A 15,969-nucleotide genomic window follows, 5' to 3' on the forward strand; every position below is an offset into this window, starting at 1 on the left:
AGGACGGATAGAGATAACTATGGCTAGTTTCATAAAGTCGTTATCAATGGCGCCGCGCTCCATAAAGCGCCGGGTACTTGTTGTATTTGATGGTTTGATTGTGGTGGGTAGCCTGCAACTTGCCACAATGATTCACCTGGAAAGCCTACAACCACTCAGCAGCATTTCCTTGTGGATGACCATCAGCGTGTTAGTTCCGATAAGCCTTTTGCTTTTCCGCTGGTTAGGGCTTTATCGCGCCGTCATTCGCTACATGAGCCATGCCACTGTATCCACTATAGCTGTTGTTGTGCTGGCATCGACTTTGTTAGTAGCGCCGGCCAGTTACATGGTTAACTCGCCCATTGGACTATCTATTATCATCATTTATGCGCTGCTCTTATTGTTGGGTATCGGTAGCCTGCGTTTTCTATTGCGCGAGTTGTATCGCCACAGTCAGCTTCGACAGCGCAAGCCAGTGGTGATTTATGGGGCAGGGGCCGCGGGTTGCGAGCTGGTGGCTGCTCTGCGCAATGGAGAGGAATACCAGCCGGTGGCCTTCGTTGATGACTGGCGGGGATTGGAAGGCGCCATGGTAGAAGGGCTGCGGGTACATCAGCCGGTAGCATTAGCTGCTCTGGTTCAAGAACACCGCGCCACAATGGTCTTGTTAGCTATCCCCAGCGCCCCACGTTGGCGTCGCCGCGAGATACTGCACTGGCTTTCGGGCCTTTCCGTGCCTCTTAAGACAATTCCTGGTAGCGCCGATGTAATTGCCGGTAGAGCCAAAATCAGTGAACTTCGCGATGTGGCGCTGGAAGATTTATTGGGTAGGGAGTCTGTGCCTGCCTTCCCCGAACTGATGGAGGCCAATATCCGCGATAAATCGGTCATGGTGACGGGGGCAGGAGGCTCGATAGGCAGTGAACTGTGTCGTCAGATTCTTGATCAGAATCCTGTCCGCCTGCTTTTGATCGATAACTGCGAATTTGCGCTATACGCCATTGAGCAAGAGTTGAAGCAACATATCGAAAGCACCGCGTCACGGTGCGAGCTAAAACCATTGCTTATCTCAGTGCAGCATTCGGGCAGTCTTAAGGCAGTGTTCGAATGTTTCGAGGTGCATACTGTCTACCACGCTGCTGCTTACAAGCATGTGCCGATGGTGGAATTTAATCTCGTGCAAGGAGTGAGTAATAACGTCTTTGGCACATTGAATCTGGCCAAGGCGGCAATGTCGGCCAATGTTGAAACCTTTGTGGTGGTATCCACCGATAAAGCGGTTCGCCCCTCCAATGCCATGGGTGCATCCAAGCGTTTGACTGAGCTTATCTGTCAGGCCTTCGCACATTCTCAGTCCAACACTCGATTCTGCATGGTGCGCTTTGGCAATGTTCTGGGTTCAAGTGGCTCCGTTGTCCCAGTGTTTCGTCAGCAGATTGAGCAGGGCGGCCCCGTTAAGGTGACTCACCCGGATATCACCCGCTATTTCATGACAATTCCCGAAGCTGCGCAGCTGGTTATCCAGGCTGGCGCCATGGGGGAAGGTGGGGAGGTTTTCGTGCTCGATATGGGCGAGCCGGTACGCATTCATGATCTGGCCATGAATATGATTCGCCTTTCGGGATTGGAGGTAAGAGACGCTGCGCATCCTGAAGGGGATATCGAAATCATCTATTCCGGCTTGCGGCCTGGTGAAAAGCTTTACGAGGAATTGTTGATAGGTCATGACGTCAGCAAGACGCGCCATGATCGTATCATGACTTCAAAAGAGCGCTTCTGGGAATGGCCGAGGCTCGAAGCCTTTTTAAAGCAGCTGGAGCAGGCATTTATCGCTACTGATCACCTGCGTATCCGCCAGTTGTTGCAGTCGGCTCCACTGGACTACAACCCTTTGGACGAAATAGCCGACCTGGTATGGAAAGCGCGTCAGACCATGACCTCAGATACGCAACGCCAACATGTTGATGCAACGAACACAGCCTTAAGGTCGGTCGCCAGACTAGGCCCTGTATTACGCTCCGTACCCAAAGAAGGTTGAGAATCTTATTGAATCGCTGGCTATCACAAGACGACGGAATCTTACCAACTTTGCTGCAACCCGTTTACTTCCGGCGCCTACGCCATAGCGACTGAGCCGTTTCCCCCTCGCTCTGATCACCACTTTTCATGCTTGAGTGATGCGAAAAGCATTATTGAGCATGTCATCAATGCTTATTTAAAAATAAGTGCTCTCTTTAGCACAAGGAGGCAAGTCATGACGAACAAACAATCTGATGACGAGCAACAAGAGTGGCTATCCGGGATTACTGTTTTTCTGATTAGAGAGTGTGAGTTGGCGTATTTGGACACCCTTCTTAAGTTGCTTGATCACTATGGATTTAATGTGTTGTGTAGCGTGCCAATCGAAAGTGGGCAGCAACAGGCGCTCGCTCAGTGGGTTCTTGATGATGGACAAGAGCAAGGAAATTTTGCCAGCAGTGGGTCGCCGCCAGTTTTTCTGCTTGTGGTACAGGATGTCCATCCAGTACCGGTGAAGCGGATGTCGAGTGACTCTCCCAATTTAAGACTACCTACCATCAGGGCAACCTTCAGTGCCACGCTCTCTCCAGAGGAGAGCAAAGCAGAACAACAGAGTCCGATACATTGCTCCCGCGATGCGGATCAGGCGTTTAAGTATCTCAAAACCTTGGTGCCCGAGCAGATCGGTAAGATACGTGAAGCAGCCCTAAGCAACGATGCAGCATTTCGCACACCTTACCCGGTATTAGCTGACCTAAGTAAAGAGGTTTGCCGAGCCAAAGTAGAGCTGGTGGATTTTCATGGCACTGAGGCGATTTGCAAGACATTTCGGCCTGGGCGTGAGCGCTACCTAGAGCGTGAAGTAAAGGCGCGTGAACTCGGTGCCTCTCTGCCAGAAGTATCCCGTCTGCTAGAAGTCGGTACTCATTATCTAGTGTTTGAGCGCTATGCCAATTGCATGGAACGCATTTTATCGCCTCGTGCGCCTTTTTCTAATCATGGTTTGCTGCCTATCTGGGCCATCGAGCGCGTGAGAGCCGTTATTTTGCACTATCGCAGTCTTGGCTATGAATGCATCGATCTTAATCCGCATGACCTTATCTATGACCCTTGCCAAGGGCTAAAGATTATCGATTTCGAGTTTCTACAGCCCGGTTCTGACGAAATAAAGACGCTGAAAGGCAACTATGCCTGGTACGCCGTACCTTCGATTTTTACCGGCGATTTACCTCCTTCAGCCCGGCAGAGCTCCTATCGACAATGTTGGTTTCCCTATACCGGCCTGCCGCGAACCTTATGTCTGAGTGAGCTTCCGCGTCCGTTACTTGCCATGGTGCGTTCAGTGGCTCTGGTGCCCTTGACGTTGGATGGCTTGAGGCGAGTGAGCTGGCGCCATATTCAGCGCTTTGTACGCAGCTGAGATTAGCGCTGTTATTTGCCCTACTCCTGCCAATGCCCTCTATTCCTCCCACGTCATGGAGTTATTAAATGAAGATTCTTGTTACCGGCCATGCCGGATTCATCGGCTTTCACACTGCCAAGCGGCTACTGGAGCGCGGTGATAGTGTCGTCGGCTTTGATAGCGTCAATGACTATTATGACCCTGCCATTAAGGAGGCGCGCCTAAAAATTCTTGAGCAGACGGCGAAAGAGACAAGAAACGACTACCTTTCTATTCGCGCTAATCTAGCTGATCAACAGGCGGTGGCCGAGTGTTTTAATGAACACCACTTTGACCGAGTTATTCATCTAGCTGCCCAAGCAGGGGTTCGTTATTCGCTGGAAAACCCACTTAGTTATGTGGAAAGTAACTTGATTGGGTTTACTAATGTTTTGGAGGCGTGTCGTTACTCCAGCATTGCGCACCTGACGTACGCCAGTACCAGTAGTGTTTATGGCGCTAATACTTTAATGCCGTTTTCCGAGCATGAAGGAGCCAACCATCCACTGCAATTTTATGCTGCCACCAAAAAAGCCAATGAAATGATGGCCCACAGTTATAGTCATTTGTTTAGATTACCGACCACCGGGCTAAGGTTTTTCACCGTCTATGGCCCCTGGGGGCGCCCAGATATGGCGCTTTTTAAATTCACCAAAAATATTTTGGCCAATGAGCCCATCCAGGTTTTCAATTATGGCTGCCATACCCGCGACTTCACCTATGTGGATGATATTGTTGAGGGCGTTATTCGCGCCAGTGATGATATAGCCACTCCTGCTTTTGAGTGGAATAGCGATAACCCTGACCCTGCTACCAGCAATGCGCCATTTCGTATCTTCAACATTGGCAATAATGATCCTGTGACGGTCAACATCTATATCGAAGCCATTGAAAAAGCATTAGGTAGAAAGGCCATCAAGGATCTACTGCCTTTGCAGCCTGGCGATGTTCCAGACACTTATGCGGATTCAGGTGAATTAGAAAAAAAGGTTGGTTATAGGCCCGCCACATCAGTTTTTCATGGCGTTGCCAAGTTTGTCGAATGGTATCGAAGTTACTATTCGCCAAATAAGGCGAGCAGCACCATAAGTGAAATTCATAGCTTGCCTAAATAAAACTTCTCTCTAATTTTTCTCACCACTTTACTCTCCAGTTAGGAAATCCAATGAACGTTACAGTTTTCGGCACGGGTTACGTAGGCCTGGTTCAAGGAACTATTCTGGCTGAAGTTGGCCATCATGTTGTTTGCATCGATCTAGATGATCATAAGGTCGAACAACTTAGGCAGGGCAACATCCCTATTTATGAACCTGGTCTAGAATCTTTAGTAAAAGAGAACTACGCCGCTGGGCGCCTTGAGTTTTCTACCGATGCGGCCACGGGAGTCAACCATGGCCAAGTGCAGTTTATTGCTGTGGGAACTCCACCGGACGAAGACGGTAGTGCTGATCTCAAGTACGTTCTCACTGTGGCTGCCACCATTGCCGAACATATGGAGCAGAACCAAATTATCATTAACAAATCCACCGTACCTGTAGGTAGTGCTGACAAAGTGCGTGACGAGGTGGAAAAAGTGCTGGAAAGGCGCGGACGCAATGATATCGCGTTTGACGTGGTGTCTAATCCTGAGTTTTTAAAAGAAGGTAGTGCGGTCGTAGACTGCCAAAAGCCTGATCGTATTATTATCGGCACAGAGTGCGATGCCACGATTGAAGTCATGCGCGAGCTATACGCCCCCTTCAATCGTAATCACGACAAGATCATCGTGATGGATGTAAAAAGTGCCGAACTGACCAAGTATGCAGCTAATTGCATGTTGGCTACCAAAATCAGTTTTATGAACGAAATGGCAAACCTGGCTGAGCGTCTGGGTGCCGATATTGAGGCGGTGCGTAAAGGAATAGGCTCGGATCCACGCATTGGTTACGACTTCATTTATCCCGGTGTGGGCTATGGCGGTTCGTGCTTTCCTAAAGATCTGCAGGCTCTTATCCACGTCTCGAATACCATTGATTTTGACGCCAAATTACTCAAAGCAGTGGAGTCGCGTAATAAAGAGCAAAAAAACACGCTATTCAATAAGATAAGCCAGCACTTCCATGCTGAATTAAAGGGTAAGACCTTCGCCATTTGGGGGCTTTCATTCAAGCCCAACACTGATGATATGCGCGATGCCCCCAGCAGGGTACTAATGGAGGCACTTTGGGCAGCTGGTGCCAAGGTGCAGGCTTATGATCCGGAAGCCATGGAAGAAGCTCAGCGTCTCTACGGGAGTCATGATCACTTAATCCTTTGTGGAACCAAAGAAGCAGCTTTAAAGAATACTGACGCCTTGATTATCGTCACGGAGTGGCAGAACTTCCGTGCACCTGATTTTGATCTTATTAAAGAGAAATTAACTGAACCCACTATCTTTGATGGGCGTAATATTTATGAGCCGCGCCGAATGAGGGCGAAAGGATTTACTTATTATTCAGTAGGTAGGCCCAGCCCATTAGAATCTTCATATCTAGCTTCTAATTAAATATTCCATGTATCACATGGTTTTGTTTATATTCATTACTTTAAGGATGCATTTATGTTATGCATGGGTCTTTATTATAAGTAGGCGTTTATATTTTCGAATTTATATGTTTTTAGCTGGTAATTTTTTTACTATCTGGTGTTCGTTGAGGAGGCAGCATGAACTCTAAGCTTAATAAACCAAAACGTCGCTTTCTGCTAGTGTCGGGCTCAAGCTATTCCTTAGTCAATTTTCGGGGGCCGCTCGTACAAAGCCTGATTAGTGCAGGATTAGAAGTACATGCGGCATCACCAGGGTTACATGATGATCCAAGGACATGCCGCCAGTTAGAGGCTTGGGGAGTATTTGTTCACGATATCCCCATGCAACGAACAGGCCTTAACCCGTGGTATGATTTTTTGACGCTAAAAGCACTTTACTTGTTGATGCGTAATATACGACCCGATGTCGTTCTGGCATATACCATCAAGCCGGTGGTGTATGGGATGTTGGCGGCTTGGCTGACGAAGGTTCCTCAACGTTATGCATTGATCACTGGCCTGGGATATGCCTTTGCCGGAGAGGCACGCGGTAAGCGCGCTCTGGTTTTCCATCTGGTGCGTAGACTGTATTCGGCAGCTTTGAATAAGGTGGATAAGGTTTTTTTCCAGAACCCCGATGATGAAAGCTTATTTCGTGATTTGGGAATACTACGCGATCGCGTACCTTCCCAAGTGCTCAATGGGTCAGGGGTCGATATGGCGCATTTTGCTACAGCCCCTTTACCTGATGGGCCGCCACGTTTTTTATTGGTTGCTCGCTTGTTGGCAGACAAAGGTGTCCGCCAGTACGCTGAGGCAGCTAGGCGAATCAAGCAGCAGCACCCTGAGGTAGTATTTCAACTGGCTGGTGATATCGACAGCAACCCCGATACGATTTCGCAACAAGAGCTGGATACTTGGGTGGGAGAGGGATCGCTTGAACACTTGGGTTGGCTGAATGATGTGCGCCTGGCACTTGCCGAGAGTAGCGTTTTTGTACTGCCTAGTTATTACCGAGAAGGCACGCCGCGCTCAATTCTGGAAGCCATGTCTATGGGGCGAGCGGTCATCACTACCGATGCACCTGGATGTCGAGAAACCGTCACTAATGGCGATAACGGCTACTTGATACCTGTAAAAAATGTCGATGCGCTTGTTAAAGCCATGCAACACTTTATTGACAGACCAGCTTTAGTTAAAACCATGGGACAGCGCTCCCACGAGATTGCTAAAGATAAATACGATGTGCATAAAGTCAATGCCGTTATGCTTGAAGCAATGGGTATAGGAAAACCAGAGCTTCGTAATAGGGTGCAAAAACCATTTGATACTATTACTGCTAAATAAAATTGTAGCGTAGTGCTGCGTGTTATCTACATTATACCCTGCAAAAGTACTAACAGCCTCGATACTAATTTCCTGATTTTATCTAATTTAATAGCTGCGGCATCACTGATGCAATAGGTATTTCGATTGGTGGTCACCATATATCTATCTGTATCAGCTAAATGGGTGGTAGATAGCTGTTGCTGAAAATATTGAGCGAGTTGTCGGAGAAAACTTAATGCAGATTCAGTTCAAGTCATATGGTGATCTCGGCAGGGATATTACAAAGAATTTTGAAAAATTTTCTGGTGACTGGGACTTAGTCGTCGGGGTACCAAGAAGTGGTATGGTTCCCGCCTACATGATTGCACTTGCACTAAATATAAATTGTACGGATATTTCATCCTGGGTTAATAATTATCCATTGAAAAAAGGGCTTACGAGATGCGTGAGAAAAGATTTGAACTCTCCCTGGGAGGCACAAAAAGTTCTTATTGTAGACGACAGTATAATGACCGGAGGTTCAATAAGAAACGAAATTAACGCGCTCCCCGATTGGTTAGCAGCACGTGCATCGACACTGGCTATTTACTCAGGCAAGCCAATCAGAAGTGATGTAGATATTATTCTTGAATTTCTTCCCCATCCAAGAGCTTTTGAATGGAATATATTTCATCATAATGTAATGAGTAGGTCTTGTATTTGTCTTGAGGGGATGATGTCAGAAAACGAACTTTGTGATGATACAGGTACTACACGCTTTCGTTACCTTCCTTCAAGAGATATCGATACAATCGTTACGTCTCAGAGTGAGTCAAACCGACATAAGGTAGAAGCTTTACTGATGGATAACGGGGTTTCGTATCGTAATCTCGTTATGAAGAAAAATAATAAGAATGTCATGACTATTGATTCGCAGGTGAAATTCAAGGTTGAGACTTTTGTTGCATCCACGGCGGACTTGTTTGTCGAGTTTAATTCTTATCAAGCAAAACTAATTTGTCGAGAAGCAGGTAAGCCTGTTTTCTGTTTTAGTGATAGCCGTATATATAATCCTGAAGATCAGCTTGGGGCTCGTTTTGCCAAGAATAAAATAAAATTATTGATATGGAAAGTAGTCAATATGAAATTTCGCCGATAGAAAAGAGATATAAATTATTTTCAGGCTAAATAAATTGTTAGTTCTGTAGTTAATATGCTAGTGAGTTTTTACTGTTTGTTAGTGATAATTATTATTAATAGAAAAAGTTATCATCATCAGCTTGTCTGATGCCATGGAGGTGGCCTAATGAATCAGATTGATATTTCTGTCATTATGACTGTGAAAAATGGATCCAAATACCTGGAATCAAGTCTTTCTTCCGTTTTTTCTCAAACCTATCTACCTAAAGAAGTTGTTGTGGTCAACGATGGGTCAGACGATGATACCTGGGAAGTGCTCAAGAAGTTACGTCACATGGCCCCTGTCCAGGTTCAGTTAGTGGATACGCAAGGTGTTGGTCGTGCGCGGGCGCTTAACATTGCTGTCAATCATACTCGTTATCCGTGGCTGGCCAATATCGACGCAGACGACCAATGGCTACCCGAAAAATTGGCGCAGCAGGTCGCCACTATAAGCCTATTTCCAAATGTGGAGCTTGTCGTAACAGCTAGCCAGATCGTTTATGGAGAAGGGGAAGGGGAGTTAGTTATTAGTAGAGGATTCTCCGTCACACCAATGGGGTGTGATAGTTTTTATGTTAACAATCCAATAAATCATAGCTCTATATTGTTCTCTCGACGATTTTTTGATGAGGTTGGAGGGTACGATGAAGCATTGTTTAGACAGGTCGATATAGACCTGTGGGTACGCGCTCTGAGAAAAGGTTTTATATTTTACCAAGTGGATTTACCGCTAACAGTTAAACGACTTCACGAAGGACAGAGCTTTGAAGTCGGAAATCGATTGAGTTATACATTTAATTCATTGAAAATTAGTCTAAAAAAATTACGACAGCTTAAAGCTCCTTTCTACTATTTTCCAATTGCTTTTGTTAAATTTTTTTATAATAACATTCCAAGAAGCATCCGGCGTCGCTTGAAAAGGGTGAGCCTTTGGAAATTATAATGATGCTCATCTTTGATATGCTTTAGGGATCGCGCCTGGAATAGCATAATCCTAAATAATTAGCGACATAAAGTGTGTATGTTCTCCATTTGCATTTTACGAATGCACGAAATTCCAGGCTTCTCTTTATGCCAAACAAAAATGTTTATTATATTAAAATGGCAACTAAGGTCAGGTGCTGCCGTATTAATCGCATGTATATGTTAGCCAATAATTAAACGCTGTATTGAGTTTTCAAGGGCATGATTATGCAGGGGACACTATGAGCAAGGTGATCGCGGTGATACTCACCTACAATCGGCAGGATTTGCTACAGCTATGTTTAGCTGCCATTTATTCACAAACATGCATTTGTGACCAGGTGATTGTGGTCGATAATGCTAGCGATGATAATACACAAGAAATGCTAAGTGAATTGGACTATCCGAATCTAAAAGTGTATTTGCTGTCGCAGAATGTAGGTGCTGCAGGTGGATTCAATGCTGGGTTTCGTCTCGCATATAAGGAAGGAGCTGATTATATCTGGATGATGGACGATGATGTCATTCCGGAGCCGTTTGCCTTGCAAAGATTAATTGAAGCAGATAATACCTTGGATGAAAATGGTATTGACAGAGCCTACCTGATCTCTACTGCTTTTACAGAAAATGGTTATGTAACTAATTCACCTTCTATCAACAAAAAAATTAATCATATTGGATATAAAGATTGGCCAAAATTTGCTCAATATGGTGTTGTCTCCGTTGATCGAGCAACTTTTGTATCTATTCTTGTTCCCCGCGGTACCATTGACAGGTATGGTTTGCCTATTTCCGATATGTTCATATGGGGCGAGGATACTGAATATACATTAAGAATAACGGAAGATGTTCCCGGGTTTGTTGTGGGTGCCAGCAAAGTGATGCATTTACGGCAGGAGAAAGGAGTGCTAAATATTATTTCTGAAAATAGTGAGGTGCGCCTTAAGTATTATAAGTACTTAATAAGAAATAGAATATTTGTCACAAAAAAATATCGTCCAGCTCATGTCGTAGTAAAAATTATGTGCTTAGATTTATATATGATATTAAAATTATTACGAAGAAGACAGTTAAAAAAAGCTGGTATTGTAACAGCTGGGTTGGTTGAAGGTTTTTTGTTTTCACCTGAAATTGAATACATTGATTCACCGGTTAAAAGTCAATGTCTTCCATTGAGAATTTATAAATGTGAAAGTTTATAGTTTTTTGGCTAAAGTTGGCTAATAGCTTAAGACGAGGTGAGTTTATGTATAAGTTTTCTGTCATAGTGCCTGTTCATAACAAGGCTTCAACTTTGTTGGACTCTCTCTCGTGTCTTTATAATCAGACCTTTAAGAATTTTGAAATCATTGTCGTTGATGATGCCTCTACAGATGGGTCTCTCCAGATTTTATTACAAGAGGAACGCAAGGGTAAGCTGCGACTGTTCCAGCGAGATAAGCCTGGCCCAGGCGGCTACGCAGCACGCAATTATGGAGCACAGCAGGCAACAGCTGAATGGTTGGTTTTTTTTGATGCCGACGACCTGCTTGTGTATGACCACCTTTCAAGGTTTGCTAATGCTATTTCCGAAAACCCATCTGTTAATCTTTTTGTAAATGCATTTCGGAAGATGGAAGGAAATATAGTAATTCCGAGAAGTGAACCTTTAAAAAATGGAGTCATGAGTCGACAGGAAGCTTTAGCAGCGTTCTCACGTTCTGATTTCATTCACATGAACGGCGCTTGCATACATAAAAATACATTCATGGCCCTTGGTGGTTTTCCTGTTGATCGATACCGACGTGCTGGGGATGTTTATTTTTGGTTAAAAGTTATATGCAGTCTTAAAATGGTTCACTATGATCCCACCGTTACGAGCATGTGGTTGCTTCATAATAGTGGCGTGGTAAGCGACAAAAATAATATGATTCAAATTCATCCTTGCTTAGACTTAAAGAGTGAATGTGAAGTTGACCTATCGTGGCTTGAAAAACATTATCTAAATGCCGCCATTAATCGTAAAATATTGTCATGGGCGGTTGAAAAAAAGATAGTTGGAAGGTCAATTAAGAAAGATATATGCTCATTAATACTATTTAGTATGCGGCCCCGCCAGTGGATGACTTTGGCGACTCTAATAATACCTCAGCCATATTACTGTAGATTACGGGATCGTGTGCTAAGTGGTTAAAAATCGTATCTTCTTTTTATTGCAGAGATTTTTTCGAAATTAAAGTGATAAAGTAAACTATCTAAATAACGGCGCAATTCTCAGAGGATTCGCGGGAACTGTTGTGTCGCTAACACTAACTATCCTGTCTGACGTCAGCATATCTCAGCGAATAATAATAAATCTATGCAAGATCTTCCTTATTAGGTGATTAGCCATGACACAATTAGAATTCATCGCAAAAAACTGGTTAGGTCGACTGCGTACTTTTGAGTATAAGGCACATTTTTTTGTGAAAGGTGTCTTTGATTATCAGATAGAGAACGCAAATAAATCACTTTTTATAGAAGTTGTAGGGTGTCCAGGGGTAGGAAAGAGTACTCTGATAGATTATATGGAAGAAAAGAGGTTAATTAAAGGTTTGATTCGTGCAAGATTGTGGATTGCCAGACTACAACGTAATACGAACATCGATAGTGCTTATAAAAGAATTTTAGATTACAAGTTAATAAGTTTGGAGAATAAAAAATCAAGGTTTAAGTATTCCCAGTACGCTATTACTCCAAGAGCAATAGATAAATATGTTGAAGATAAAAAAATCCCGACTGTCTTGCTAATAGACGAAGGCCTTTTTCACCACTTAAAATATGAAATTAGTGATAATTGGGGAAAGGATAAAGCTTTATTTAGTAAGCTGATGGAAAAAAGGGTTATTGTGCATATGACCGCTCGGCCAGAAATTATAGCGGAGCGCATTCTTAAGCGTTATAGGAAGACTGGTAACCTGTTGCCATATTATAAAAATAAACATGAATATGAAATTGCTGAATATTGTAGAAAAGCTCAAAAAAAAGAAAGAAAGTGATCGGGGAATTTGAGAAAAGAGGAGTACCAGTGTTAACGGTTAATGCTGAAGATGGTGAGCAAGCGAATACGAAACACATAGATGATTTTATCAAAATACTAATGAATGATTACTTAGGAGCTAATTGATTTAACTCGAGGTTGGTTTTTCTAGAAAATACCCGTTGATGAGTAAGAAAATTATCTATTTTTGCCGAAAACTCCTTTACGCAGACTTTAAACTCTCCTCTGGAGGCCCTCAAGGGCATCTGTGGGTAGATGTGTTGAATGTTTTTGCTATTTATTAAGGAGGATAGAAGTGAACAAAACGTTTGATGTTTATACTCTCGATAACAAGTATCGTAAGGATATTCAAGGAGTTCGTGCCATCGGCGCGATACTGGTGCTTGTTTTCCATATCTGGTTTCAGAAGGTATCTGGAGGTGTCGATGTATTTTTCGTTGTATCTGGTTTTCTAATGACCGGAATGTTGCTTCGTCAGTATGCAAGGGATGGTAATATAAAGCCCTTTCATTTTTGGGGAGGAATTATTAAACGGGTGGCTCCATCCGCTTATGTTGTACTCTTAACGACTTTTATTCTCAGTTATTTTTTCGTACCACCTGTTTACTGGGTGGCTACAATACATGAATTTATTTTTAGCGCAGGACATTTAGAAAACTTATTGCTAATAAGAAGAGAGGTTGATTACTTACAAATTGGAGATCCAGCAAGCCCTTTTCAACAGTATTGGGCACTATCAATTCAAGTGCAATTCTATGCCTTTCTCCCTTTGCTTATTGGGCCACTATTGTATATTTCAAACAAAATGAAATCATTGATACCTTTAATGTTGGGAGTTTCTATAGTTTTTTTTATTTCTTTTGTTTACTCGTTGGTCTCTACGCATTTTACTCCTAACACAGCCTATTTTAATCCTTTAGGAAGAGTCTGGGAGTTTCTAGCCGGTGCCTTGGTTGCTATATTTATCCCTTATATTAAGTTGAATAAAAAAACGGCATCAATCATCTCTTTTCTAGGTATTTTTATTCTCTTTAGCATCGGTATAGCATTTCCTAGCGACTGGAATTTCCCTGGATATGTCGCGCTATTTCCTGTTGTTTCAGCTGCTTTTATCATCATTTCAGGAAACGAATCTGAAAAACGTACACTGGTGAATAGGTTATTGTCAAATCGATATCTTGTCATGTTGGGTGCCATGTCTTTTACCATTTACCTTTGGCACTGGCCGATATTGGTTTTTTTTCAGCACTATTATGAAACAACAAACTTAGGCGTTGTAAAAGGTATGACCATTGTTGTATTAGGAGTTTTGCTGGCTATTATTACGACCTGGTTGATTGAAAAGCCTTTTAGGAAAATACCCAAGTCTAGGGTTTGGATCTCCTATATTGCAGGTTTTTCATTTTTCATTCCTTCGGTTACGCTTGGGTTGGGTGCTAAATACTATATTGAAAATCTGCATGATGTAAAAGTTGATTTTAAAAGATCTGCATTCGAGGGCGATGAGATTTCTATACAAGACGATGCTTCCAATTTGAACTATTGGTATGTTACCGCCATTTCTAATGACTTAGGCGAGACCATGGACAGAGATAATGGTTGTGCTACGGTCATTACAGAGTCCAAAATTTCATCTTGTGATTTTGGAGATACCTCTTCAGGAATTGTAGTCGCACTCGTAGGCGGGTCGCATATAGGTCAGTGGGAACCTTTTTTCTCGAGTCTAGGGAATGAATATGGATTTAAAGTGGTAAGTATCATAAAGAATTCTTGTTCCCTTGGCTATGAAATTGTGGAAGGTAATGATACTTGTAAGTTATGGAATGAAAATATCGTTGATTATTTAAGTGACCTGTCCCCTGATCTTGTTATAACAAACTCGACGAGGTCGAATCGTCCCCGTGAGAATAGATTAGTAGTAGGGAATCCTGTTGAGTTTGTTCCTTCTGGACATGTGGAAAAATGGAAGGAAATATCTGCTTTAGGTATTCCTGTAATGGGTATAAGAGATAACCCTTGGTTTGAAAGTGATCCAAGCTATTGCGTTTGGAAGAACCGTCATGAGGCAAGCCTATGTGCTCGACCTATTGAAGAGGTGTTGCTATCTGTTAATCCTGCAGATGCGTATGTAGGTGAAATACCTCTGTTTATCTCAATAGACTTTACCGAATTAATTTGTGTTGAGGGATTATGTCCGGCATATTTTGATGAAAGATTGATGTGGTCTGATACCCACCACCTGACACGAAATTATCTGGAATATATCACCCCAAGCCTGAAAGCTTCGCTTGAGCATCAGACGTCAATTTTTCAGGTTTTTAATAATTACGGGGAGAGCAACTAAATGTCCATTTATGAATTTGAAAAAGCGGTGAAATGTAAAAGTGCGATAGAGGATGCAGGTGGGGTTACGAAGGTTCGCAGCCCAAGAGCTTCAGTAATTGTGCCTACTTATCATGATTGGGCTCGATTGAAGCTGTGTGTTAATGCTTTGAAAAACCAAACATTTCCCCAGGATGATTTTGAAGTTATTATCGTAAATAATGCACCAGAAGATACACCACCTGTTGATTTCTCTTTGCCTCACAATTTCTGTATCATTAAAGAGGGAAAGCCGGGATCATATGCTGCAAGAAATGCAGCTTTAAAATTGGCGAAAGGTGAAATTATTGCTTTTACTGATTCTGATTGTATTCCGGATCCTTACTGGTTGGAAGCTGCTGTTAACCATTTTGATAAAGGTGTAGAGCGAATAGCAGGTAAAATAGAGCTTTTTTTTAAGTCTGATAAGCTCACCCTAGTCGAAATTTATGAGAAGGCTTTTGCCTTTGATCAGGAAAAATATGCTCAGACTGGAGGAGCAGCAACTGCCAATATGATTACATTGGCGAAACACTTTGAGACGGTTGGGCTTTTTAACGATACATTAATGTCAGGAGGCGATAATGAGTGGGGCTGGCGAGCAAAAGATAAAGGTATATCTATTGAGTATGCTCCAGACGTTATTGTAAATCATCCTGCTCGTGCCGATATGAAAGCTATGCTAAAAAAACGCAAAAGGGTGATCGGTGGGGAAGTATGCAATAAAAATAATGCTTCTAAAAATACCTTTTTTTTAATTCTTCTTAAAGGCTATTTTCCTCCACGAAGACAGTTAAATATTTTTGGTAGAAAAGGACTCTCATTTTCTAGAAAGTTTTTGGCATATTTGTTGTGTTATTACTTTAAGATTTACTCAACTACTTATAAGTTAGCCTTGCTAATAGGTATTGCAAAGCCCGAGAGATCTTGATCAATAAAATGAAATGTTGTTGACTCTGTATCAGGTTCATAAAATATAAACCCTCCATAAATATTGGAGGGTTTTTTTTGGTATAAATTTTTCTTTAATTTTTCAAGTGGTGCCTGAAAAGTAGCTTACTGTACTGTTGATCATACTCTATAGAGCACATGGAGTCGTTGGAATCTATACTTGCACCCATTGAGCTATCGCGGTAATAAGCAGATAATC

At 42.9% G+C, this 15,969-nt stretch carries 12 protein-coding genes; all 12 read left to right on the forward strand.

Annotated elements, in window-relative coordinates:
• Positions 1–19: 19 nt before the first annotated feature.
• The 12 genes from RO22_RS11975 (at position 20) to RO22_RS12030 (ending at position 15,750) form a co-directional block, all read left to right on the forward strand.
• Positions 20–2,020 carry a polysaccharide biosynthesis protein gene (locus RO22_RS11975; protein WP_027959257.1) on the forward strand — a complete coding sequence of 667 codons (2,001 nt, stop codon included), beginning with the start codon at positions 20–22 and terminating at the stop codon, positions 2,018–2,020.
• Between the two features lie 216 nt (positions 2,021–2,236).
• Positions 2,237–3,421, forward strand: coding sequence for a hypothetical protein (locus RO22_RS11980; RefSeq protein ID WP_022523692.1), 1,185 nt, complete (start codon positions 2,237–2,239; stop codon positions 3,419–3,421).
• Between the two features lie 68 nt (positions 3,422–3,489).
• Positions 3,490–4,557, forward strand: coding sequence for an NAD-dependent epimerase (locus tag RO22_RS11985; RefSeq protein ID WP_027959258.1), 1,068 nt, complete (start codon positions 3,490–3,492; stop codon positions 4,555–4,557).
• A gap of 50 nt (positions 4,558–4,607) precedes the next feature.
• Positions 4,608–5,966 (forward strand): UDP-glucose dehydrogenase family protein, encoded by a 1,359-nt coding sequence (locus RO22_RS11990; RefSeq protein WP_027959259.1) that lies wholly within the window; start codon positions 4,608–4,610, stop codon positions 5,964–5,966.
• Between the two features lie 158 nt (positions 5,967–6,124).
• On the forward strand, positions 6,125–7,333 hold the full coding sequence (locus RO22_RS11995) for a glycosyltransferase family 4 protein (RefSeq protein ID WP_041158421.1): 1,209 nt from the start codon (positions 6,125–6,127) through the stop codon (positions 7,331–7,333).
• Between the two features lie 217 nt (positions 7,334–7,550).
• On the forward strand, positions 7,551–8,453 hold the full coding sequence (locus RO22_RS12000) for a phosphoribosyltransferase (RefSeq protein WP_009286553.1): 903 nt from the start codon (positions 7,551–7,553) through the stop codon (positions 8,451–8,453).
• Positions 8,454–8,600: 147 nt separating this feature from the next.
• Positions 8,601–9,419, forward strand: coding sequence for a glycosyltransferase family 2 protein (locus RO22_RS12005; protein WP_027959262.1), 819 nt, complete (start codon positions 8,601–8,603; stop codon positions 9,417–9,419).
• A 262-nt stretch (positions 9,420–9,681) separates the two neighbouring features.
• The gene (locus tag RO22_RS12010; protein ID WP_152419231.1) at positions 9,682–10,641 is read left to right on the forward strand and encodes a glycosyltransferase family 2 protein; all 960 of its coding nucleotides are present in this window, start codon (positions 9,682–9,684) and stop codon (positions 10,639–10,641) included.
• A 44-nt stretch (positions 10,642–10,685) separates the two neighbouring features.
• Complete coding sequence (locus RO22_RS23870; protein ID WP_052475619.1) at positions 10,686–11,612, forward strand: glycosyltransferase family A protein; 927 nt, start codon at positions 10,686–10,688, stop codon at positions 11,610–11,612.
• A 196-nt stretch (positions 11,613–11,808) separates the two neighbouring features.
• A complete protein-coding gene (locus RO22_RS12020) occupies positions 11,809–12,456 on the forward strand; it encodes an AAA family ATPase (protein ID WP_041158422.1) in 648 nt (215 codons plus the stop codon).
• A 297-nt stretch (positions 12,457–12,753) separates the two neighbouring features.
• Positions 12,754–14,802, forward strand: coding sequence for an acyltransferase family protein (locus tag RO22_RS12025; protein WP_041158423.1), 2,049 nt, complete (start codon positions 12,754–12,756; stop codon positions 14,800–14,802).
• Complete coding sequence (locus RO22_RS12030; protein WP_009286559.1) at positions 14,803–15,750, forward strand: glycosyltransferase; 948 nt, start codon at positions 14,803–14,805, stop codon at positions 15,748–15,750.
• The last annotated feature ends 219 nt before the right edge of the window (positions 15,751–15,969 follow it).

This window comes from Halomonas sp. KHS3, assembly GCF_000830495.1.
In the GTDB taxonomy this organism is placed as follows: Bacteria; Pseudomonadota; Gammaproteobacteria; order Pseudomonadales; family Halomonadaceae; genus Vreelandella; species Vreelandella titanicae.